The following is a 22,734-nucleotide window of genomic DNA, read 5'->3' on the forward strand; positions in this document are numbered from 1 at the left end:
CTAATCCATGCCAGACCATTCGACAACAATCTGCTTATCATCAAATGGATTAATGACCACACCCAGAGCTGATGCCTCGGTGTTTGAATCCTGAATATCAGCTACCTTCCAAGTCATGACAACTCCCTGTGCTTCCCTGAAAGGAAGACCGAATTCCTTGTCATGATACCATTTAACAAAGCTAGGCAGGTTAGAAAAAATCGGCACATAGCTTTCTCCGTCAGGATTGGACATGGTCGGAAAGCCCTTATCAAAGTCACCGTTTTCTTTAGGGTGAATAAAAGCCGGCACCAGATAATATTTATCCAAAATATCTGCCGCTTGGTTCTCTTCACTGAAAACGGTATTAAGAATGGCCGTATAGTTATTGATAAACTGCACCATCTCATTGCTTTTGAAGATGGTAGAATTGCCAAAATCGCCTGTGCGCTTAATGTTATAGACAATACCGTTTAAACGGTTGACAATGGCCTCTTCTAAAACCTCAAGGCTCGGGCGCTCCACCCAGTTTTGTTTTCTGGCACTGGTCTGCTGCGCCCGAAACAGCTTTAGATCTTCCATATCAGTAAAAACAGGCGTCACTTTCTGCCCTTCAAGCGAGATGGCATAGGGCTGATCACTCGCCAATACAGGGAAAGAATGGAGACTGTTAACGAGCGTTAAACTGTTTAAAAAATTATCAGGTTCCTTAATAAAGCTTCTTAGAGCCATATCAAGTTCTTTGTTAAATTTATGCATCATGTGTTTCTTCTTTATCCTTATGGTCTTTTCTAGGATGGCGATGCCCCTCAGACTTATGGTGCCCGGAGGTTTTTTCTGATTTTGGCGGCCGCGGAAGAAGAGCTTTCATCGAAGCATCCACCCGTCCTTTGTCGTCAATTTTGATAACCTTAACGGTGACCGTATCTCCTATCGCCAGCACATCTTCGACCTTATTGGTTCGGCTCCAAGCAATCTCAGATATATGAACAAGGGCATCCGTCTGGTCAAACAGATTGACAAAGGCTCCGAATTTTTCAATGCGGACAACCTTGGCTTCGTAAACCTCACCGACCTTGGCTTCACGCACTAAGTTCTTGATAATTTCCTTAGCACGGTTGATCGCGTCTTGATCGCTGGAGTAAATAGCGACATTGCCGTCGTCGTCAATGTCAATTTTCACGCCGGTTTCTTCGATGATTTTATCAATCGTTTCACCGCCTTTACCGATGACAATCTTGATTTTATCCACATCAATCTTGATGGTGTCAATTTTGGGTGCTGTCGGAGCCAATTCCGGACGAGGCTCAGGAATGGTTGCTTCAATTAAGTCAAGAATTTCAAAGCGGGCTTTTTTAGCCTGAGCCAGAGCTTCCTGCAAAATCTGAGGGGTTATTCCGGCAATTTTGATATCCATCTGCAAGGCTGTAATCCCTTCACGGGTACCGGCAACCTTGAAGTCCATGTCACCGAAGTGATCTTCGAGCCCCTGAATATCAGTTAAGACAGTATAGTTAGTACCGTCTGAAATCAGTCCCATAGCAATTCCGGCAACCGGTGCCTTGATTGGAACACCGCCAGCCATCAAGGCCAGAGTTCCCGCACAGATGGAGGCTTGAGAAGAAGAGCCATTTGACTCTAAAACTTCTGCTACCAAACGAATAGCATAAGGAAACTCTTCCAGACTTGGGAGTACCTGAGCAAGGGCACGCTCACCCAAAGCTCCGTGACCGATTTCACGGCGGCCCGGTGCGCCATAACGCCCAGTTTCACCGACAGAATACTGCGGGAAATTGTAATGGTGCATAAAGCGCTTCTTATATTCCGGATCAAGACCGTCAACAATTTGTGTTTCGCCCATCGGAGCCAGTGTCAAAACGGACAGAGCCTGAGTCTGACCGCGTGTGAACAGACCTGAACCGTGCACTTGCGGCAGAAAATCAATTTCGGCATCAAGCGGACGAATTTCATCCACACGGCGGCCGTCCGGACGAACCTTGTCTTCGGTGATGAGTCGGCGCACTTCTGCATGTTCCATCTGTTCGAGAATCTCTGCAACATCACGCATGATGCGGTCGTAGTCATCATCTTCTGCACAGCGCTCTTCGTATTCAGCCGTTACACGCTCTTTGACAGCTTCAGTAGCTGCTTCACGCGCTTTTTTCTCCTCGACCTGAACCGCTTGGGCTAACTCTGTATTGTATTTTGCGATAATCTCAGCCTGTAAATCGCTGTCCACCTGAAGCAGTTCGACTTCTGCCTTTTCTTTGCCGACTGCCGCTGCGATTTCTTCTTGGAAAGCAATCAGCTCACGCACAGCCTCATGACCTTTAAGAAGCGCTTCCAGCATGATATCTTCTGACAATTCTTTGGCACCGGATTCAACCATGTTGATGGCTTCCTTGGTTCCTGCTACTGTTAATTCCAGCAGTGAAGCTTCTTTTTGAGCAGCCGTTGGATTGATGATAAATTCGCCGTCAATGTAGGCTACCTGCACTCCGGCAATCGGTCCATTAAAGGGAATGTCCGAAATAGAAAGTGCCAGTGAAGAGCCAAACATAGCTGCCATTGGCGCACTGGCATCTTCATCATAGGAAAGAACAGTATTGATCACCTGAATTTCATTGCGGAAACCTTCAGCAAACATGGGGCGGATCGGACGGTCAATAAGACGGGCGGTTAAGGTCGCATCCGTTGACGGACGCCCTTCGCGCTTGTTAAAACCGCCGGGGATTTTCCCAGCCGCATACATTTTTTCTTCATAGTTGACTTGCAGCGGGAAAAAGTCCCCTGTTGACATTTTTTTAGACATAACAGCAGCTGTAAGGACCGTTGAATTCCCATAACGGATAACAGCTGCGCCATTAGCCTGTTTAGCGACCTGACCGATTTCAACCACTAACTTTTTACCAGCAAAGACTGTTTCAAACACTTGTTTCGACATTATTTTCTCCTGAAAAATTATTCTACGTGTTTTCCACAAAATTGAGGGAGTAAGTCCAGTTAAACGGTGAGCAGGCTGTTTTATTTCCCGCAGCTGACAAAGCCTGCCGCTTAAATCACTCAGCCGCCTTGTAATCAGCCTTGAAACCAGGCCGAACTTACTGCTTCAACTTTGCACAAAACCACGTATCTCGTCTATTTTAACATATTTTCGATGAAAAGAAAAAGAGGAGAAACGGCTTTTGATGGCTTTAGGTCAGAAAACCATCCGTTCTTTGCTTTTTGGTTAAAGCCGCAACTGTCCTGCAATCCCCAAAGCAAGCTCCGCAAAGTTGGAGTATTTGCATCCACATGTCCTTGTCCGCCAGCGCTCGCCTGCAGTATGAAAAGAAGCAAAAAGCAGCCCGCTGAATATAACATTCAGCAGACTGCTTTTACATTGCTTTCGGATGCCTTTTATCTTAGCGGCGAAGTCCGAGTGAACTGATGAGATCACGGTAACGGTTAACATCTGTACGGCGAAGGTAAGCCAAGAGGTTACGGCGATGACCGATTTTCTTCATCAAGCCACGGTATGTAGCATGGTCTTTTTTATGCTGTTTGATGTGGTCGTTCAAATGGTTAATTTCCCAAGTAAGGACTGCAACCTGAACTTCAACACTTCCTGTGTCGCCTTCATGACGGGCATACTGAGCAATAATTTCATTTTTTTTCTCTTTTGAGATTGCCATAATATATTCTCCTTCTGAATCCTTAATCCGAGTGCTGGGTTTTGGCAAGTCCCAGAACCAAGAAAAGGTTACTTGTCTTTAAGACAGTTCTTATTTTAGCAAATTAGCAGGCCACCGTCAACTGATTTTCCTTGATAGAGATAGAGCAAAAAATCATGATTTCACAGCAATCAATTTTTCAGGCGTGCTCTCATCAGCCTTAGCAGCCTTTTTACCCTGGAAAAAAGGCCCGCCGAAGCGGACCCTGACTGCAAACTATGGAGAAAGCTTAGAACATATCAATCAAGAGTTGTTTGAGTTCTGCAATGTATGGCTGACGCGGGTTAGCTGGCGTACATTGGTCATCATAAGCCAGGCTTGCCAAACGATCAACTGCTGCATCAAAGGCTTTCTTAGTAACCCCGTTGGCTGACAGTTTTGGTTCAACACCGACAGCATGCATCAATTTGTCAATGCGTGCGCAGAGTGCTTCAACAAGTTCTGCATCATCTTTGCCTTTAAGACCGAGAGCCCGGGCAATATCGGCATAGTCACGCTGTGCACGGTATTCTTCATAACGTGGGTAAACAGAACGTTTTACATTTCCTGCAACGCCGTTGTAGCGAATAACATGCTGCATAGCAATGGAGATTGCTAAACCGTGAGGAAGACCGAATTCACCGCCGGTTTTGTGTGCCAGTGAGTGGTTGATACCAAGGAAGGCATTACCGAAGGCCATACCTGCGATAGTTGATGCATAGTGCATATTTTCTTTAGCTTGTTCGCCGCGAAGCGTTGGGTTCTTAGGATCGTAGTTGTAAGCATCTTCCAAGTTTTCAATAATCAATTTGATCGCTTCAAGTGACCATGGACGAGTGAAGTCAGATGCCATAACTGACACATAAGATTCAAGGGCGTGTGACAAAGCATCAAGACCTGACCAAGCTGCTGTACGTTTTGGCACAGTCATTACAAATTCTGGGTCAACGATAGCCACTTGCGGTACCAATTCATAGTCAGCAAGTGGGTACTTCACGTGTGTGAAATCATCAGTGATAACGGCGAACGGTGTCACTTCAGCACCTGTACCAGAAGTTGTCGGAATACAGAAGAGACGAGTAACTGTTTGATGTTTGAATTTCACGATACGTTTGCGGATATCGATGAATTTTTGTTGCAATTCAAGGAAGAATTCACTGACATTTTCGTAAGAATCGAGCCAAGTGTCTTCTTTATCAAGAGATACTTCGTAAATCAAGCGGGCAATCTTAGATGCGTCAATAGCAGAACCACCACCGATAGCAATAACGGTATCAGGCTTGAAGTCACGCATTTGTATAGCGATTTCAATAGTTTGACCAAGTGTCGGATCTGGTTTGATCGTACCGTAAAGCGATGTCACAACTTTTTCATCACGAAGAGCCAACTGTGCATAAACCGTATCAACGAAGCCGAATTGAACCATACCCGGGTCAGCAACGATGAGAGCACGCTTCATTGGTTCGTATTCATCCTGCAAGTAAGAAATAGCGTTCTTTTCGTAGTAAGTTTTTTCTGGCAAACGAATCCATTGAGGACGGTTGCGGCGTTTCGCAACAGTTTTCACGTTCAAGAGGTCGCCAGTAGATAAATTGTGTGACAATGAATTTTTCCCCCATGATCCTGTTCCAAGTGTTAAGCTGGCCTGCAATGCATCTGTATAAACGTCACCGATACCGCCGACTGAGTCCGGTTGGTTAACCAAGACACGAGATGAGTTAAGGGCATCGCCGTATTCAGCAACGAATGGGTCAGCTTGTGAACCAATTTGGATAGCACAGTTGTGACCGGCTCCTTGATAATCAAGCAAAGCGGCTACAATGTCAATACCATCTTGACGGTCTTTGGCTTTGTAAACTGAAAGGAGCGGAGAAAGTTTTTCTGAAGACAGCTTTTCACCGATATTTTTCTTGTCAAGTTCGAACAAGAGAACATCTTTGCCTTCCGGCAGTTTCACACCGGCTTGCTCACAGATCCACTGAGCGGACATTCCGGCAACCGGTCCGTTAACTCCGTGGTTATCATTGAAAACAAAATCTTCAAATTTCTTATAGTCTTTTTTCGGAACCAGATAAGCTCCTTTGTCCTGCATTTTTTGAAGCCATTCCTTGTAGATTGGTGCTTCAACAACAGCTGAGTTTTCAGTCGCACAAATCATACCGTTGTCAAAACGTTTTGACAGCAGAAGGTCTTCAACTGCACGGTCAAGGTGAGCAGTCGCATCAACGTAAACCGCACCGTTACCTGCACCAACACCCATTGACGGATTACCGGATTTAAGGGCTGCATTAACCATACCAGGTCCGCCGGTAGCAAGGATTGAAGCAATGCCTTTATTAGAAATCAAAGCACCTGTATTTGCGATAGATGGTGTTTCAATCCATTGAACAATATTTTCAGGAGCTCCGGCTTTAACTGCTGCATCGTACAAGATTTGAGCAGCATGAGCAGAACATTTTTGCGCTGCCGGATGGAAAGCAAACACGATAGCGTTACGTGTTTTCAATGCCACCAGGATTTTGAACATTGTAGTTGATGTTGGATTGGTTGTTGGCACAATACCGGCCAAAACACCAAGCGGTGCTGCAATTTGAATACTGCCGGCAACTTTGTCTTCACCGATAATCCCAACAGTCTTTTCATTTTTAATGCGTTCATAAACATATTCTGTTGCAAAGTGATTCTTAGTATCTTTATCTTCGACAACTCCGCGGCCGGTTTCTTCATAAGCTTCTTTGGCTAATTCTAAGGACGCTTCAGAACCGGCAAGTGCCATGGCAGCAACTATTTTATCCACCTTTTCTTGTGTATAAGTCGCATAAATTTTTTCAGCTTCAAGCGCTTTTTCAACGAGTGAATTTGTGTACTGCTGTGCAGCTTCTTCAGCAGTCAGCTCTTCTGTGTTTGCTTTTTTTGCCATTCGACAATTCCTCCCAAATAAATAATAGTTGGTAAATAGTAATAAAGAAGAAAGATACCTTTTGTGATTTTCTTCACTTGTTATTGTAATCCTTTTCAGGAAAAAAAGCAAGCTTTTTTGTGAATTTTTTCTCAAATTTTTTAAAAATTTTTATTTTGCTCTTTTCGAAGCCTGCTAAAAAGCCCCGGAATCAGTTTCCGGAGCGTTTAGACCAAACTTTATTATATGTCAGAAGGACAAAGCCCAAAGCAAAACTTGAAACAGCAAAGATTAAAAAGGCAGCATTCAAACACGGACTGATTTGCGCCAAGAACTGCAGAACAAACGAAGCACAGCCTCCGCCAAGGTTGCAGCCAATCAGCACCAGTGTAGTTGCTGCTGTCAGCTGATGGCGAGGAATGCGTTCTGAAATTTTATGGAACACCAAGGTCACACCTAAACTGTAAACAAAACCGGTAATCAAGGCCCCAAGTCCCAAAAGCCATAACTGCTGAGCCTGCCAAAGCATCAAGAGACCCACTCCTAACACGAAAAGCACCAAAGGCATCAAATAATCTTTGAGCCAGCTGAGTAAAAAACTAAACAGAGTTCCCGCTAAAATTCCCATCAGCATCATCAAACTTAAAATCAAACTGGCTTGGGCAGCTGTTCCTAAATGCAGCTTATCAACCAAAATCGGAATACGCAGGGTATTGGCGGAATTCACCAAAATGACAAAGCTGGCATAAAAAGCCATTCCTAAAATATAGAGCAGCTGATGCGGTGTCAAGCTGTCCTTGTGATCTTTCCTGATGACTGTTGTTTCTTTCTCTTCCTCTCTCTGCGGGACAAACAAGAGATATAAAGCTAAAATGAGCAGGCCAAAACCATAAACCAAAAAGGCAGCTGACCACGAATACTCCAGCAGCTGACCGGCTAAAAAGGTCAGAACTGCTGATCCCAAAACTTCCATGGAACCTCTGAGTCCCAGCATCTGTACGCGCGTTTTCCCCGAAAACCGTTCACTGATAATATTAATGGCACGCGCATTGATCAAGCCAATCCCAAATCCCAGAAGCAGACGGGATAGAAAGACAACTCCGTAAATTTGGATGGCAACCGGTAAAATACCTCCCAGAGAAAGAAGAGACAGCCCTAAAATAACACTCAAACGCTCTGACAGCAGGCGGCCCAGCCAAGGGTTTAGCAGCAGAGTCGCTAAAATAGCAAAAGATGACAGGGATAAAAGCAATTCGACCTGAGCGCTGCTGTAGCCTTGTTCTTGGTAAAAAGCCACCATTTTAGGCAGGGCGGGGGCGACCGCAAAAGTCGACACCAGCATTAAAGACAGTGATAAAAGGCTGGCCTTTTCCAAAAAGTGTTTCATGAAAACTCCTTAAACTTGTTTTTTCTTGTAAATAGAGTATAATCAAACTTAGCAAAGAAAAATATGACATATGTCATAAATAGGGAGAACAAAGCGTGAAAGCCTTAACCGATTGGATTCAAGAGTTCCAGCTGGAAAATATTTTTCCTGCCCATTATTTTGAAAAGCTGCAGGTCAAATCATTTTCTGCCGGAGAGAGCATCTGTCAGCAGGGGCAAGATTTACAGGCCCTGTCTTATTTTGTCCAAGGGAAAATCAAGATTGTCCGCCGTCTCTTTAACGGTAAAGAGCATATCTTAGATATTCAGGATAAGCCTACCATTATCGGCGATATTGAGTTTTTGACAGACCAGCAGACCGTGTCTTCTGTTATCGCCCTTGAGAAGTCCTGGGTCATCCAGCTGCCGCTTGAAGCCAATAAGGACATGCTGCTTAAAGACCCGCTGTTCCTGCTGAAATTAGGACAGGGTCTGGCTCAGGCTCTTTACCAGCAGAATATCCGTGCCTCAACTAACCTTTCCTATACCGTTAAGGAGCGCCTGGCCAGCCATATTTTAGCTGTGCAAAAAGATGGCAGGTTCCGCTTGGAATTAAGCACTCTGGCAGATTCATTCGGTGTCAGCTACCGCCATTTGCTGCGTGTCATTGGAGAATTTATTGCCTTAGGACTGATCTGCAGGCAAAAACCTTATTATCATATTGTTGATTCTAAGCAGCTGAGCCGGTGGCAAATCAAGGAATAAAGGAATTCTTCTAACTTTATTTATCCCGTATTTTGTGCTATATTTAACTTATTGTAAGAACAAGGAGAAAAGAATGTCTACTATAGAAAAACTCACTCGAGCCAGTCATTTGATTGATATGGATGATATTATCCGCGAAGGCAATCCAACTCTTCGCGCTGTTGCCCAAGATGTTACTTTCCCTTTAGCCGATGAGGACATTATTCTGGGTGAAAAAATGCTGCAGTTTCTGAAAAACTCACAAGATCCTGCAACTGCTGAAAAAATGGGGCTGCGCGGCGGTGTCGGCTTGGCAGCGCCCCAGCTGGATATTTCAAAGCGCATTATCGCAGTTCTCGTTCCCAACCCTGAAGATAAGGACGGCAATCCTCCCAAAGAGCCTTACGCTTTGGAAGAAGTGATGTATAATCCTCGGATTATCGCCCACTCTGTTCAGGATGCTGCTCTGGCTGACGGTGAGGGCTGCCTGTCAGTTGACCGTGTTGTCGAAGGCTATGTGATTCGCCATTCCCGTGTTACTATTGAGTATTATGATAAAGACGGCAACAAACAGAAAATTAAGCTCAAAGGCTTTAACTCAATTGTCGTGCAGCATGAAATTGATCATACCAACGGTATCATGTTTTATGACCATATCAATGAAAAGAATCCTTTTGAAACTAAGGAAAATCTGCTGCTTATTGACTGAGACAAGAACACCATCTAATCGTAAAAGAGAACGAAACAATTACTGTTTCGCTCTCTTTTTAGCTGTTATTAAAACTGCTGAGACTGTATAGTCACCATATCTCTAAAAAGACTGCTCAATTAAGCCACAATCGCTTTGGCAACTTCTTCCGTTGTCATGCGGCTGAAGTATTTGCTGATATCAATCGTTTTGAGCCTCTCTAAGACATCTTTATACTCATAGCGGCTGCCGACTAGGAGCTTCTCAATATCTGAGACATCACCGATCCCAAAGAAATCTCCGTAAATTTTGATAGATTTAATCAAAGATTTCTCAACATTGGCGTAGGCGGTAATTTTTCCGGCAGGATAGCGGACACTGCGCTTAATCGTATATTCCGGCGCTGCCCCGTAAATCCAATCCCAGTTGCCGAACTGCTCTTTTTCAGACTCCTTGATGCGCTCCAGCTCAGCTTCTGAAAATTCATACTCTGTCATATCCGGATTTTCTTCTTTGACTTGTTCAAGAAGGGCATCGCGGAAAGCCAGCACATCCATTTTCTGAGGCAGCTCATCATTAATATTTGTCACCCGAGCTCGGACAGATTTGATGCCTTTAGATTCAATCTTATCCTTGCTTACTTTAAGGGCATCTGCTAAAACAGACGTATCAACATCAAACATCAGGCAGCCGTGATGCATCATTCGCCCTTTGTAATAAGCCTGAGCATTACCGCAGAATTTTTTCCCGTCAATTTCAAGGTCATTGCGGCCGGTAAATTCAGCTTTTACCCCTAATTTGGCCAGAGTATCAATAACAGGTTTTGAAAAAGTCTTGAAATCAAAAGCTCCTTCATCTGCCTTATTTGAAATAATCGTATAATTGAGATTGTTAAGGTCATGATAGACAGCTCCGCCGCCCGATAAACGGCGAACAACATGAATACCGTGAGCATCGGTGTATTCCTTGTTAATCTCTTCAATAGCATTCTGGTGCTTGCCGATAACAATCGTCGGCTCATTAATCCAAAGAATGAAAATTTCATCTTCATCCAGCATTTCCCTAAAAGCATAAGCTTCTAAAGCAATATTAAAAGCCGGGTTATTCGAATGACTGACAATATACTTCATTGTTTCTCCCAAAAATTATTTAAAAGGGGATAGCTGTACTAGACTAACTTCTATTTCATCTATCCCCATCAGATATCATTTAAATGTCTCAATAATCAGCGGCGTTTTGGCGGATTGTGAACAGCTTCGCCCAAAACATCGGCAAAGGCTTCATACATGTTTTCTGAGAAGGTCGGATGGCCATGGATGGATTGAACCACTTCATCGACTGTCAGCTCATTTTCCATGATGGTTGATGCTTCGTTAATCAATTCTGCTGCAGCCGGACCAATGATGTGAACGCCTAGAATTTCATGGTATTTAGCATCGGCAATGACCTTAACAAATCCCTGAGCTTCGTTTGATGCGATAGCACGGCCGTTACCTGCAAAGCTTGATTTCCCAATCAGCACATCACCATATTTAGCCCGCGCATCTTCTTCGGTAATACCGCACATAGCTACCTCTGGATGAGTATAAACTGCTGCCGGTGTAAAGGCAAGATTGGCCTTGCGAGTGTTGCCGTGCAGGGCATTTTCAGCAGCTACTTCTCCCATGCGGTAAGCGGCGTGGGCCAGCATCTTAGTGCCGTTAACATCTCCGGGAGCATAGATTCCGGGAATAGACGTTTCTTGGTAGTCATCCACTTTAATGCGTCCGCGTTCCATTTCAAGATCAAGCTTTTCAAGGCCCTTCATTTGCGGCACACGTCCGATTGACAGCAGCGCTTTTTCAGCCACAACTTCTTCGCCGTTATTTAGTTTCAGCGTCAGTTGGTTATTGGCTTCAACAATTTCTTCCACACCGACCGACGTTTTAATGGTCATGCCCTTCTTAGCCAAGATTTTTTGCAGCTCAAGAGAAACTTCCTTATCCATGGCAGGAATAATGCGGTCAGCCATTTCAATAACAGTAACGTCAACACCGTATGATGCCCAGACAAGTCCAAGCTCAATACCGACAACACCGCCGCCCATGACAGCGAGAGATTTAGGAATTTCACGCAGATCAAGAATATCATCTGAAGTCAAAACAAGCGGTGAATCAATGCCCGGAATATTGATGCGCGACACTTTGGAGCCGGTTGCTAAAATAATATTATGGCCTTTGATCGTTTCAGAACCGATTGTCACTGTTTTATCCGGATTAACTTGTCCAAGACCGTTGAAAATAGCAACTTTATTAGCTCTCAGCAAACCATTAACTCCGCTGGTTAAGGTTTTGACAACTGTGTTTTTGAAATCCACAGTCTTATCCATATCAATCGTATAGTTGGTTGAGGCAAAATTGATACCGCGGCCGGCCGCAATCTTAATACCGTCCAAAATTTCAGCATTTTTCAGATAAGTCTTAGTTGGGATACAGCCTTTATTGAGGCAGACTCCGCCGAACTCTGATTTTTCAACGATAGCTACCTTGCCTCCAAGCTGAGCACCGCGAATAGCTGCATAATAACCGGCAGGGCCGCCGCCGACAACAATAATATCATACTCATCATCAGCCAGCGGTGCCCTTTGAGCAACAGCCTGTTCAGCCGGAGCTTCAGGAACTTCGAGACCGGCTGCCTTTAGATCGTCAGCAGAAGCTGCCGGAGCTGCTCCCGTTTCCACTACTTCACCAGCCGCACCGATGTAGCCGATGACTTCAGTCACCGGAACGACTTCGCCGTTGCCTTTGACGATTTTTACCAATACGCCTGAGTCTTCCGCTTCGATTTCCATATTTGTCTTATCAGACATGATTTCAAGAAGGATATCCCCTTCTTTGACCTCATCGCCTTCTTGTTTTTTCCACTCGATGATTTCGCCTTCCTGCATGTCAACACCGAGCTTTGGCATAATGATTTCAACTGCCATTTTTTTCTCCTTTTAAACTCTATAATAATAAGATCGTTTACCTGTTTGTACTTACCATTTTACAACTATTAGATAAGCAGCTCAAATGGATTTTCCATCAATTTTTTCAAATCAACCATGAACTTGGCTCCGTTCATGCCATCAACAAGACGGTGGTCAATAGTCAGGCACAAAGCCATAATCGGCCGCACAGCAATTTCACCGTCGACAACTGTCGGCGTTGGAACCGTCGCACCGACACCCAGAATAGCTGAGTTCGGCTGATTGATAATCGGATTGAAGGTCTTGGTGCCAAACATTCCTAAGTTAGTGATTGAGAATGTTGAACCGGACATTTCAGCCGCTTTTAATTTACCGGTCTGCGCTTTTTTGATGATATTTTTTGATGCCACAACAAATTCTGACAGACTCATCTGATCAGCACCGTGAACAACTGGCACAAGAAGCCCCTCATCAAGGCCTACGGCAACTCCTAAATTAACAAATTGATGCAGTTCAATTTCTGTCGCATCGTTAATCAAAGAAGCATTGAGATAGCGGTGTTCAGGTTTCATCAGCGTTTTAACAACTGCCATACCGATGAGATCCGTAAAGCTGACTTTCAAACCGGTTTTTTCCATGATAGGCTCAATCAGTTTTTTCCGCAGAGCAATCATTTCTGTCATATCAATATCATAATTGAGGGTGAAAGTCGGTGCCGTCAGATAAGAATTAACCATGCTTTTGGCAACAGCCTTACGCATAGCTGACATCTTAATAATTTCAACACCTTCCGGCAGCTCAGCCGCTGCAGGAGCTTCAGAAACAGCCGCTGTCTCTTCGGCTGGCTGACTGGCCTTAAGAGCTGCCAAAACATCTTCCTTGACGATCTTCCCGCCAAAGCCGGTCGCTGTTATGTCAGCAAGGTCTATTCCCTTGTCTTCAGCTATTTTACGAGCCAGCGGTGTTGCCTTAGGCTGAGCAGCCTTAAAGGCTTCAACATCGTCTTTATGAACTCGGCCATTTTCACCCGTACCCGGGACCTCACTGAGATCAACCTTCAGCTCACGCGCCGTCTTGCGTGCTGCAGGAGTTGCCCGCACTTTTTTACTGCTGGGAGCAGCCGCTTGACTTAAAGCCGTCTGAGCGGCTGTCTGAACTGCGGCTTTATCCGGAGCCGGCTGAGCAGCTGTTTCCTCAACATCAATCGTTTCACCAGCCGCACCGATGTAGCCGATGACTTCTGTTACCGGAACGACTTCGCCGTTGCCTTTGACGATTTTTACCAATACGCCTGAGTCTTCCGCTTCGATTTCCATATTTGTCTTATCAGACATGATTTCAAGAAGGATATCTCCTTCTTTGACCTCATCGCCTTCTTGTTTTTTCCACTCGATGATTTCGCCTTCCTGCATGTCAACACCGAGCTTTGGCATAATGATTTCAACTGCCATTTCTTTCCCTTCCTTTATAAAATCGAGATTGGAACAGAGCTGTTCCAATTCTTATTTTATTGCTTTTACATGTATAAACTGCGCAATTTCAAGACTTCTGCGTCTTATTCAGGTAAAGCATTGCGGCAGTCTTATAATTAGTGCCGGCAGTGAACTGAATCACTCCCGACAGTCAAACAGATTTTGGCATTTAGACAAGAATAAGGCAGTCACCTGCTCTTATTCTTCTTTTCTGAATCATATTATTATCAGCCTCTGCCTTTGCGAACCTGCTTGTAAATAGCTGTCTTAATTTTTTCTACATCCGGTAAAATCGCATTTTCAAGAACATTGGAATACGGAACCGGCACATCTTCTGAAGCAAGGCGGACAATTGGTGCATCCAGATAGTCAAAGGCTTCGCTTTCAGTAATGACAGTTGCAATTTCGCCAATAAAACCGCCTGTCTTATAAGCATCGTTGACCAAGATAACTTTACCGGTCTTTTTGACAGAATTAATAATCAAATCTTTATCAAGCGGAATTAACGTTCTGGGATCTACTACTTCAACACTGATTCCTTCAGCTGCAACCTCTTCTGCTGCCTGCAGTACGCGTTCCAGCATACGGCCGTAAGATACAATGGTAACATCGCTTCCTTCACGTTTTATATCTCCCTTGCCAAGCGGAATATAGAAATCAGGATCCAAATTGACTTCTTCTTTTTTACCATAAAGCGCCTTGGGTTCCATGAAAATAACGATATTGTTATCGCGAATAGATGATTTTAACAAAGCTTTGCTGTCATCGACCGTTCCCGGTGCAACTACTTTGATTCCCGGAATATGTGTCAGCCAAGCTTCCAGAGACTGTGAGTGCTGAGCTGCTGATCCGATTCCTGATCCTGAAGCCACACGGAAAGTGACAGGCGTTTTCAGACCGCCGCCAAACATATAATTGGCCTTAGCCCCTTGATTGACAATGGCATCCATAGCAATCGTGATAAAATCCATGAAGGTCAAATCTACAATAGGGCGAAGACCTGTCTGGGCCGCACCGACCGCGGAGCCTGCAATCGCAGCTTCTGAAATCGGGGTGTCTTTAACACGCTTTTCTCCAAACTCAGCCAGCATACCGACAGAAGTACCGAAGTCCCCGCCGTAAACACCGACATCTTCTCCCATCAGAAAAATTTTATCGTCTTTGCGCATCTCCTCGCTCATGGCAAGGTTAATCGCTTCACGCAAAGCCATTACTTTTGTTTCAGTCATTTAAATTCTCTCCTCTATCAAAACATAAACTGCTCTTTTCCAACTACAGAGCAAAAGGGGCAAAAACACTGCCCTGCCTATCAACTGCTACAGTTCTCAGACTGTTTTTGACAAGATCGCTTAATCTACCCAGACATCTTCAAAAGCAACTGAAAGGTCCGGATCCGGGCTGTCTTGGGCAAACTTGACAGCTTCTTCAATTTCTTCAGCGACCTCTGCCTCAATGGCATCGAGCTCTTCATCGGTAGCAATTTTATTGTCTGTCAGATAAGTACGGTATTTTTTCAGAGGATCCTTAGCCTTCCAAGCGTCCACTTCTTCTTTGGTACGGTAAGCACCGGCATCAGCTGTCGAGTGCCCGAACCAGCGGTAAGACTCAACTTCAACGATAGCCGGGCCATTGCCGGAGCGAACGTAGTCAATGACTTCGTGCATCTTTTCATAAACAGCAATAACGTCGTTTCCGTCTTCAACATAATAGCCCGGAATACCATAAGCATCTGCACGCAGGTAAAGGTGGGGAATCTTAGTGGAATAATTAATATCAGTTGAGATCCCGTAACGGTTGTTGATGATAAAGAAAATCACCGGCAGATTCCAGACTGAAGCCAGATTGACAGATTCATGAAAGGAACCTTCATTGGTTGCAGAATCACCTGAAAAGGCAATCACGATATTGCCTGTTTCTTCATACTGCTGGGTCAAGGCTGCACCGACTGCCAAAGCATAGCCGCCGCCGACAATCCCATTAGTTCCGTAGTTGCCTTTTTCAAGGTTGGCTAAGTGCATTGAACCTCCGCGGCCTTTAGAAGAGCCTGTTGCCTTGCCGGCCAGCTCTGCAAAAAGCGAAGGAATATCAATTCCTTTGGCAATCGTCTGACCATGTCCGCGGTGATTGGAAAAGATAATATCCTGATCTGTCAGATCGGCAATAGCGCCGACCGAAGCAGCCTCTTCTCCGACTGAAAAGTGAGTCATCCCTTGGACAAAACCGCGGCGTACAAGTTTATTAAGTTTCATATCAACATCGCGGATGCGCTGCATTTTTAGAAACATATCCAAATATTGCTCTTTAGACAAAGTCACCATAATAACCTCCAAATTTCTTTCTTACTCTTCTATCATAGACTAAAATTTCACAAACTGCAAGAATTTTAACCGCTTTCTACGCCTAAAACAATGGTTTTTCTGTGTTCTTAATTATTTATTTCACAAACTTTACAAAGCCTTTCAAGACACTGCTTTCAGCACTGTTTCTGTATTCTTTGCTAAGGGCAGTTTACACGAAGCGACAATGAATAGAATTTTCTTTGACACAGAATTTCTATAAAGCTCAATTTATCACTAAATAGTAGTAATGAAGAACAATTATCCGCTTCATAGCGGCTGCTTTTCTTAGAGATTTTTAAATTTTTTCAGCAGATCAATTAAAATCAGCTGTTCCTCCTTGGTCATGACCGAAAAGGATCGCTCTACCAGAGCAATATGTTCAGGCAGAGCCTTCTGAATCAGCTGCCTGCCATCCTCAGTCAGTCCAACAACCCACGCGCGCCTGTCTTTTGGATCAGGCTTACGGTAAATCCAGCCATTGCGTTCCATATTTTTAATAACGACCGTCATATTGCCAGACGTTGCCAGTATAGAAGAAATCAAGCGGCTGATTGTCATTTCTCCTTTGGCATGCAAAACATCCAAAACTGCAAACTGTGTTGGTGTCAAGCCATTATCCTTATAACTAGGAGCAACTTGGGCATCAATTGTCCGCATCGCCTTTCGAAAAACAACCATGGCCTTGACTGCAGGATTCTTATCTAACTCACCCATACAACTCCCTTTCTGTGCCAAGTATGTCTTTTTATTTTACTAATAATTAGTATTATTAGCAAGAAGGATTTTCTGCTTTTACTCACTCTCTCTTTCATTCTCTCAGAAAATACCTTGTTCATGAAATTCAGCTGTCTAAAACAAAAAAACCGAAATATTTTTATTCCGGTTTATAAAATATTAGAAAATATCGTCAAAAAGTGATAATTGATTGTCTTCAGGCATATTGCCAAGAATACCCATATCACTCATCTTTTCAACTAAGGTAGAAGACAGACCACCGCGCCTGCGCAGCTCGGTTTTAGAAAGAAACTCTCCCTCACTGCGTGCTTTAACAATCTGTCTGGCAACGTTTTCGCCCAAGCCTTCTAAAGCTACAAAGGGCGGTATCAACGTATCTCCGTCAATGAGGAATTCAGTAGCATCACTTCGGTACAAATCCAGCTGTCCAAATTTAAAGCCGCGCTCCAGCATTTCATTGACAATTTCCAGAGTTGTAAAAAGATCAATTTCAACATTGGAAGCTTCATTGTTGCGCCTTTTCTGGCTAATATCAGCCATGCGCGCCTTAACAGCATTAAGACCGGCACTCATAGTTTTGAGTTCAAAGGCCTTGGCACGAATAGAGAAGTACGCACAATAGTAATAAATAGGATAGTGGACTTTGAAATAAGCAACACGCAGAGCCATCAAAACGTAAGCCGCTGCATGGGCCTTAGGGAACATGTACTTAATCTTTCCGCAGGATTCAATGTACCAGTCAGGGACATTATTTTCACGCATCGCTGCAATATAGCCGTTGCGCTCTTCTTCGGAAATTTTCAGCCAAGCACCCTTACGCACACGCTCCATGATGGTAAAAGCCATCTTCGGCTCTAAGCCGGCGTGCATCAGATAAACCATGATATCGTCACGGCAGCCGATAACCGTTGACAAAGTAGCAATGCCTTGCTTAATCAGATCCTGAGCATTTCCCAGCCAGACGTCCGTTCCGTGAGAAAGACCTGAGAGCTGCAGAAGTTCGGCAAATGTCGTCGGGTGCGTTTCATCAACCATACCGCGGACAAAGTTGGTTCCAAACTCGGGAATCCCAAGCATTCCCGTCGATGTTCCAATCTGTTCCTCAGTGACTCCCAGAACATCTGTCCCTGAGAAAAGTTTCATGACATCCGGATCATCAGCCGGAATCTCTTTGGGATTAATTCCAGACAAATCCTGCAGTTTTCGAATCATCGTCGGGTCATCATGCCCGAGAACATCAAGCTTCAGGACATTTTCATCAATATCATGGAAGTTAAAGTGGGTCGTCTGCCATTCAGCAGTCAAATCATCAGCCGGATACTGAACAGGTGTAAAATCATAGACATCCATGTAATTAGGGATAACAACAATACCTCCCGGATGCTGACCGGTTGTCCGCTTCACACCGGCTGATCCCTGCGCCAAACGGTCTACCTCAGCATCCCGGTAAAATTTGCCGTAGTCCCTCTCATAGCCTTTGACAAAACCGTAGGCTGTTCTGTCCGCGACAGTACCTACAGTACCTGCACGAAAGGCATATTCTTCTCCAAAAATATCGCGGACATCCAAGTGAGCGCTCGGCTGGTCATCTCCTGAAAAGTTTAGATCGATATCGGGAACCTTATCCCCATCAAAGCCTAAGAAGGTTTCAAAAGGAATATCCTGTCCGTCTTTTTGATATTTGTGACCGCACTCAGGGCAATTCTTATCAGGCAGGTCATAGCCGGAGCCGACAGAGCCGTCGGTAATAAATTCGGAATGCTTGCAATTAGGGCAAATATAATGAGGCGGCATCGGATTAACTTCTGTAATCCCGATCATGGTGGCTACAAAACTGGAGCCGACAGAGCCGCGCGAGCCAACCAAGTAGCCGCGTTGGTTAGAGCGTTCAACCAACATCTGCGAAGCTAAGTAAATCACCGCAAAGCCATTCCCTAGAATAGAGGTCAGTTCTTTTTCGATGCGCAGATCAATAATGTCAGGCAGAGGATTGCCATAGATTTCAAAGGCCTTTTCATAGGTCATCTCAGCAACCTTTTCTTCGGCATTTTCGATAAAAGGTGTATAAAGATCTCCTTTAACAACCTCAACATCTTCAAAGCGCTCTGCCATTGCATTGGGATTTTTGATCACAATCTCGCGTGCCAAGTCTTCTCCTAAGAAGGCAAAATCATCCAGCATTTCATTTGTCGTTCGAAAATGCGCCTCAGGCAAGGGAGCCGGCTGGGCATTTTCGCCGCGGCCGATGGGCCGGTTAATCACCGCTCCCTGTCCCAGACTTCTGACGATAATCTCACGGTAAATCCCATCTTCCGGCTCCAGATAATGAACATCACCTGTTGCCAGAACCGGCTTGTCCAAACGCCGTCCAACTTCAATCAGATCCTTGATAATCTGCTCAAGGCCTGCTTCATCTTTGACCAATTCGCGAGCCAGCAGGGGCTTATAGAGGGCAGGCGGCATAACCTCGATAAAATCATAGTACTTGGCAGCTTCAACAGCTGCATCAATCCCATTTGATAAAACAGCATCAAAAACTTCACCGTCTGCGCAGGCCGTCCCCAGTAAAAGCCCGTCGCGGTACTCATCAAGTACCGTTCTTGGTATTCTGGCCACACCGGCAAAGTAAGTGACGTTCGACAGACTGACCAGTTTAAAAAGATTTTTCAGACCTTTTTGATTGAGCACATAAATAGTCGCATGTTTAACCCGGGCTTTCTTGTAAGAATCATCATCAACAATTTTAGTGTTCAAGTCTAAAAGATTGGTAACACCATGTTTTTCTCTTGCTTCCCTAAGAAAGATAAACAGCAGGCGGCCTGTTGCTTCCGCATCATAATTGGCCATGTGGTGATGCTCCAAAGATACCTGAAACCGTTTCGTTAAAGGTCCCAAGCCATGGCGCTTGTATTCTGGATAAAGATTGCGGGCAAATTCTAAGGTATCAATAACAGGCTGTGTGATTATAGGCAGACCATTTCGCTCATAATTTGCATTCATAAAGCCAACGTCAAAGGTTGCATTGTGGGCCACTAAAACCGTTCCCTGGCAAAAGGCCTGAAACTCTTGTAAAACCTGCAAAAGCGGTTTTGCTCCTTTAACATGCTGGTCAGTAATACCTGTCAGATCAGTCGTGAACTGGCTTATAGGATAGCCCGGGTCAATAAATTCATCAAACTGCTCAACAATATTTCCCTTGTACATCTTCGATGCAGCAATTTGAATCAAATCGTTATTAACAGCTGAAAGGCCTGTTGTTTCCACGTCAAAAACAACATAGGTCGCCTCGTTCATGTCCAGATCAATTTCATTATAGGTGATAGGCACGCGGTCTTCGACAAGATTTGCCTCCAATCCAAACAGCACCTTGATACCATTCTTTTTGCCCGCGTGATAGCCATGGGGAAAGCTCTGCACATTCGCATGGTCAGTAATCGCTACTGCCGGATGCCCGAACTGAGCCGCCTTGGCCACCAGCTGTTCAACGGTAGGCAAAGCATCCATTGTTGACATATTGGTATGAGCGTGAAATTCAACACGCTTTTCCCCCTCAGGCATCAAGTCCTTGCGTTCCTGATGAACAATCGTTTTGACATTCTGCACATTCATGGTCAAGGCCTTTGTAAAGGGATTATTCTCAATGTTCCCGCGTACCCGCAGCCAAGACCCCTTGGTAATTATGTCGTATTTTTTGAGCTCTTCATCATCTTTCACCCATTTTTGCATAGGGAAGCTGGAAGTATAGTCCGTCATTTTAAAATTAATAATATGACGGCCGGTTCTTGTTGTCTTGCGTTCAACATCAAAAACCATTCCCTCAAAGGTAATGCGGTTTTCTTCTGTTTCAATGTCAGCCATAGGCGTAATATCTGCCTTTTCAAAGGCTCTTTGCCGCTCCTTAACCCGTTCTTTAAAATCATAAGCAGGTTTAGGCGCTTCCTCAGCAGGCGGCATGGAGGCTTCCAGTGATTTCTGCACCTGTATAGCTTCTTGACTGGCCTTTTGGATTTGCTGCTCTCGGGAAGACTCAAAATGAGTTTTGAGCTCTTGCGTCATTGCCTGATCAGAAACAATATCAAATTTCAGCTGCCCAAAGCCAAAGCGCTCGAACTGCTGTTCCAATTTAGGCAGATGATTTTGGCGGAAATGATCATTATTAACAAATTGCGGTGCTGCAATTAGAACCTTATTCCCATCATAAGAAACTTTTAAATGAGAAAAAGAACTCTTAAAGCTGGCACTGTTGCAAGAAGGCAGCTCAAAAGCTTCTTGATAATAAGCTTGCAGGAGTTCATCAGAAAAGTCAGGCTGATTCACCTCAATGTCAAAAACAGCCTTAATATCAGCTTTTTCAAAACTGGAAACCAAACGGCTCGATAATTCCCGATAAAAATCAATCGGTAAGATGGCATCAAAAGAAAAGCGAAAATCCCAAACACGGCTCTCAGGCCAGACTTTCACTTCCACAATATCGGCAGATGAAAAAGCCCTTGAAGTTTTCATTTCAAGCGGCATTTCAATCTGATCCATCAGTTTTTTAAACATTTCTGACATATCAATTCCTCACAATTACTAGCTCTATTTTATCATAATTCGAAACTATTGACGAGACAAAAGTCAAAACTTCCATTGTAAGCTCTGTGCACTGTGAACAGACAAGGACTAAATACAGCAACTAACACCATCTTCTGGAGATGAGCATTGATATTTGGGCAGTTGCCAAATTGATGGGGCATAAAGATATTAAGCAAATCACTGAAACTTATGGGTATTTAGCTGCAGAAAAGGCAGAAGAAGAAATAATTAAGCGAGAAGTTTTTTACAGCATTTGAACTAAAACATGAAAGTTGACCAAAATAAAGAAAAAAGCCTTCAAACAATGGTTTGAAGGCTTTAAACTATACCGGCGGCCGGGGTCGAACCGGCACGTCCGTGAGGACACTGGATTTTGAGTCCAGCGCGTCTGCCAATTCCGCCACGCCGGCTAGTATAAGTAAGAACTGGGGTAGCTGGATTCGAACCAGCGCATGAGGGAGTCAAAGTCCCTTGCCTTACCGCTTGGCTATACCCCAATAACAATAATAAAGGCGAGTGATGGGGATCGAACCCACGCATGCCAGAGCCACAATCTGGTGTGTTAACCACTTCACCACACCCGCCAAAATACTATTAACACGGGCAGTAGGAATTGAACCCACACTGAAGGTTTTGGAGACCTTAGTTCTACCTTTAAACTATGCCCGTAAGGTATGGAAGGGGAGGGATTCGAACCCCCGAACCCGAAGGAGCGGATTTACAGTCCGCCGCGTTTAGCCTCTTCGCTACCCTTCCTAAAAATTATATGCTATGGCGCGGGACGGAATCGAACCGCCGACACATGGAGCTTCAATCCATTGCTCTACCAACTGAGCTACCGAGCCTGACTTATTGCGGGAGCAGGATTTGAACCTACGACCTTCGGGTTATGAGCCCGACGAGCTACCTAACTGCTCCATCCCGCGATAATATAATAACTATAATCAGACTAAAATCCTGTAAAAAAATACCTTCCCTGCGCATTAGTCACGCTTGTCCAGTTTATCCGGATTTCTTAACGTCCTCTTATCTCAAGGAGGATGTGGGATTCGAACCCACGCACGCTTTTACACGCCTGACGGTTTTCAAGACCGTTCCCTTCAGCCGGACTTGGGTAATCCTCCAAAATAAATAGTCCGTACGGGATTCGAACCCGTGTTACCGCCGTGAAAAGGCGGTGTCTTAACCCCTTGACCAACGGACCATTCTCTATGGGCACGAGTGGACTCGAACCACCGACCTCACGCTTATCAGGCGTGCGCTCTAACCAGCTGAGCTACGCGCCCAAGCTACTGCTTG

At 44.6% G+C, this 22,734-nt stretch carries 14 protein-coding genes, 10 tRNA genes and 1 pseudogene; 3 read left to right on the forward strand and 22 right to left on the reverse strand.

From position 1 onward, the window contains the following. The 5 genes from AC4HAN_RS08860 to AC4HAN_RS08880 all read right to left on the reverse strand — a co-directional run bounded on the left by AC4HAN_RS08860 (window position 1) and on the right by AC4HAN_RS08880 (window position 7,957). Entirely contained in the window at window positions 1-741 is a 741-nt protein-coding gene (locus AC4HAN_RS08860) for an SseB family protein (RefSeq protein ID WP_491092197.1), read from the reverse strand. Beyond that, window positions 731-2,923, reverse strand: coding sequence for a polyribonucleotide nucleotidyltransferase (gene pnp / locus AC4HAN_RS08865; protein WP_491092198.1), 2,193 nt, complete (start codon window positions 2,921-2,923; stop codon window positions 731-733). The genes AC4HAN_RS08860 and pnp overlap by 11 nt, the downstream gene beginning before the upstream one ends. Window positions 2,924-3,383: 460 nt before the next feature. Next, window positions 3,384-3,653 carry a 30S ribosomal protein S15 gene (gene rpsO, locus AC4HAN_RS08870; protein ID WP_491092199.1) on the reverse strand — a complete coding sequence of 90 codons (270 nt, stop codon included), beginning with the start codon at window positions 3,651-3,653 and terminating at the stop codon, window positions 3,384-3,386. Window positions 3,654-3,921: 268 nt separating this feature from the next. Beyond that, entirely contained in the window at window positions 3,922-6,591 is a 2,670-nt protein-coding gene (gene adhE, locus AC4HAN_RS08875; protein WP_491092200.1) for a bifunctional acetaldehyde-CoA/alcohol dehydrogenase, read from the reverse strand. A gap of 190 nt (window positions 6,592-6,781) precedes the next feature. After that, window positions 6,782-7,957 (reverse strand): MFS transporter, encoded by a 1,176-nt coding sequence (locus tag AC4HAN_RS08880; protein WP_491092201.1) that lies wholly within the window; start codon window positions 7,955-7,957, stop codon window positions 6,782-6,784. 95 nt (window positions 7,958-8,052) lie between these two features. Here AC4HAN_RS08880 and AC4HAN_RS08885 point away from each other — a divergent pair, with 95 nt between their 5' ends. Together AC4HAN_RS08885 and def are read left to right on the forward strand one after the other, a co-directional pair. Beyond that, entirely contained in the window at window positions 8,053-8,700 is a 648-nt protein-coding gene (locus AC4HAN_RS08885) for a cyclic nucleotide-binding domain-containing protein (RefSeq protein WP_491092202.1), read from the forward strand. Window positions 8,701-8,773: 73 nt separating this feature from the next. Beyond that, complete coding sequence (gene def, locus AC4HAN_RS08890; RefSeq protein ID WP_491092203.1) at window positions 8,774-9,388, forward strand: peptide deformylase; 615 nt, start codon at window positions 8,774-8,776, stop codon at window positions 9,386-9,388. Window positions 9,389-9,507: 119 nt separating this feature from the next. On the opposite strand, the gene lplA is transcribed toward def, so the two are convergent. The 7 genes from lplA to AC4HAN_RS08925 form a co-directional block, all read right to left on the reverse strand. Continuing rightward, window positions 9,508-10,497 carry a lipoate--protein ligase gene (gene lplA, locus AC4HAN_RS08895; protein WP_491092204.1) on the reverse strand — a complete coding sequence of 330 codons (990 nt, stop codon included), beginning with the start codon at window positions 10,495-10,497 and terminating at the stop codon, window positions 9,508-9,510. Window positions 10,498-10,592: 95 nt separating this feature from the next. Further along, window positions 10,593-12,332 (reverse strand): dihydrolipoyl dehydrogenase, encoded by a 1,740-nt coding sequence (lpdA, locus tag AC4HAN_RS08900; RefSeq protein ID WP_491092205.1) that lies wholly within the window; start codon window positions 12,330-12,332, stop codon window positions 10,593-10,595. A 68-nt stretch (window positions 12,333-12,400) separates the two neighbouring features. Then, entirely contained in the window at window positions 12,401-13,765 is a 1,365-nt protein-coding gene (locus AC4HAN_RS08905) for a dihydrolipoamide acetyltransferase (protein WP_491092206.1), read from the reverse strand. Window positions 13,766-14,013: 248 nt separating this feature from the next. After that, window positions 14,014-15,015 (reverse strand): alpha-ketoacid dehydrogenase subunit beta, encoded by a 1,002-nt coding sequence (locus tag AC4HAN_RS08910; RefSeq protein WP_491092207.1) that lies wholly within the window; start codon window positions 15,013-15,015, stop codon window positions 14,014-14,016. Between the two features lie 120 nt (window positions 15,016-15,135). After that, window positions 15,136-16,104 (reverse strand): thiamine pyrophosphate-dependent dehydrogenase E1 component subunit alpha, encoded by a 969-nt coding sequence (locus AC4HAN_RS08915; protein ID WP_491092208.1) that lies wholly within the window; start codon window positions 16,102-16,104, stop codon window positions 15,136-15,138. A 306-nt stretch (window positions 16,105-16,410) separates the two neighbouring features. Beyond that, window positions 16,411-16,839 carry a MarR family winged helix-turn-helix transcriptional regulator gene (locus AC4HAN_RS08920; protein WP_491092209.1) on the reverse strand — a complete coding sequence of 143 codons (429 nt, stop codon included), beginning with the start codon at window positions 16,837-16,839 and terminating at the stop codon, window positions 16,411-16,413. A gap of 180 nt (window positions 16,840-17,019) precedes the next feature. Then, window positions 17,020-21,414 carry a PolC-type DNA polymerase III gene (locus tag AC4HAN_RS08925; protein ID WP_491092210.1) on the reverse strand — a complete coding sequence of 1,465 codons (4,395 nt, stop codon included), beginning with the start codon at window positions 21,412-21,414 and terminating at the stop codon, window positions 17,020-17,022. Between the two features lie 131 nt (window positions 21,415-21,545). Here AC4HAN_RS08925 and AC4HAN_RS08930 point away from each other — a divergent pair. Then, a pseudogene (locus AC4HAN_RS08930) lies at window positions 21,546-21,692 on the forward strand (site-specific integrase); the annotation flags it as partial. Between the two features lie 69 nt (window positions 21,693-21,761). Here AC4HAN_RS08930 and AC4HAN_RS08935 read toward each other — a convergent pair. The 10 genes from AC4HAN_RS08935 to AC4HAN_RS08980 form a co-directional block, all read right to left on the reverse strand. Then, window positions 21,762-21,845 (reverse strand) — tRNA-Leu (locus AC4HAN_RS08935). A gap of 15 nt (window positions 21,846-21,860) precedes the next feature. Continuing rightward, window positions 21,861-21,932, reverse strand: a tRNA-Gln gene (locus AC4HAN_RS08940). A gap of 14 nt (window positions 21,933-21,946) precedes the next feature. Continuing rightward, window positions 21,947-22,019 (reverse strand) — tRNA-His (locus tag AC4HAN_RS08945). 14 nt (window positions 22,020-22,033) lie between these two features. Next, a tRNA-Trp gene (locus AC4HAN_RS08950) sits at window positions 22,034-22,104 on the reverse strand. A 6-nt stretch (window positions 22,105-22,110) separates the two neighbouring features. Beyond that, window positions 22,111-22,191: transfer RNA gene (locus AC4HAN_RS08955), tRNA-Tyr, on the reverse strand. A 16-nt stretch (window positions 22,192-22,207) separates the two neighbouring features. Then, window positions 22,208-22,280 (reverse strand) — tRNA-Phe (locus AC4HAN_RS08960). 7 nt (window positions 22,281-22,287) lie between these two features. Further along, window positions 22,288-22,361, reverse strand: a tRNA-Met gene (locus tag AC4HAN_RS08965). A 108-nt stretch (window positions 22,362-22,469) separates the two neighbouring features. Next, window positions 22,470-22,559 (reverse strand) — tRNA-Ser (locus AC4HAN_RS08970). 8 nt (window positions 22,560-22,567) lie between these two features. Beyond that, window positions 22,568-22,639 (reverse strand) — tRNA-Glu (locus AC4HAN_RS08975). A gap of 8 nt (window positions 22,640-22,647) precedes the next feature. Then, window positions 22,648-22,721 (reverse strand) — tRNA-Ile (locus AC4HAN_RS08980). Window positions 22,722-22,734: the final 13 nt, after the last annotated feature.

The sequence above is a fragment of the Streptococcus sp. ELY_86 genome (assembly GCF_058314495.1).

What these genes read in the sequence shown, in the direction of transcription:
- AC4HAN_RS08860 (WP_491092197.1), bottom strand. Translation starts at nt 741, where the DNA reads ATGATGCATAAATTTAACAAAGAACTTGATATGGCTCTAAGAAGCTTT.
- pnp (WP_491092198.1), bottom strand. Translation starts at nt 2,923, where the DNA reads ATGTCGAAACAAGTGTTTGAAACAGTCTTTGCTGGTAAAAAGTTAGTG.
- rpsO (WP_491092199.1), bottom strand. Translation starts at nt 3,653, where the DNA reads ATGGCAATCTCAAAAGAGAAAAAAAATGAAATTATTGCTCAGTATGCC.
- adhE (WP_491092200.1), bottom strand. Translation starts at nt 6,591, where the DNA reads ATGGCAAAAAAAGCAAACACAGAAGAGCTGACTGCTGAAGAAGCTGCA.
- AC4HAN_RS08880 (WP_491092201.1), bottom strand. Translation starts at nt 7,957, where the DNA reads ATGAAACACTTTTTGGAAAAGGCCAGCCTTTTATCACTGTCTTTAATG.
- def (WP_491092203.1), top strand. Translation starts at nt 8,774, where the DNA reads ATGTCTACTATAGAAAAACTCACTCGAGCCAGTCATTTGATTGATATG.
- lplA (WP_491092204.1), bottom strand. Translation starts at nt 10,497, where the DNA reads ATGAAGTATATTGTCAGTCATTCGAATAACCCGGCTTTTAATATTGCT.
- lpdA (WP_491092205.1), bottom strand. Translation starts at nt 12,332, where the DNA reads ATGGCAGTTGAAATCATTATGCCAAAGCTCGGTGTTGACATGCAGGAA.
- AC4HAN_RS08905 (WP_491092206.1), bottom strand. Translation starts at nt 13,765, where the DNA reads ATGGCAGTTGAAATCATTATGCCAAAGCTCGGTGTTGACATGCAGGAA.
- AC4HAN_RS08910 (WP_491092207.1), bottom strand. Translation starts at nt 15,015, where the DNA reads ATGACTGAAACAAAAGTAATGGCTTTGCGTGAAGCGATTAACCTTGCC.
- AC4HAN_RS08915 (WP_491092208.1), bottom strand. Translation starts at nt 16,104, where the DNA reads ATGGTGACTTTGTCTAAAGAGCAATATTTGGATATGTTTCTAAAAATG.
- AC4HAN_RS08920 (WP_491092209.1), bottom strand. Translation starts at nt 16,839, where the DNA reads ATGGGTGAGTTAGATAAGAATCCTGCAGTCAAGGCCATGGTTGTTTTT.
- AC4HAN_RS08925 (WP_491092210.1), bottom strand. Translation starts at nt 21,414, where the DNA reads ATGTCAGAAATGTTTAAAAAACTGATGGATCAGATTGAAATGCCGCTT.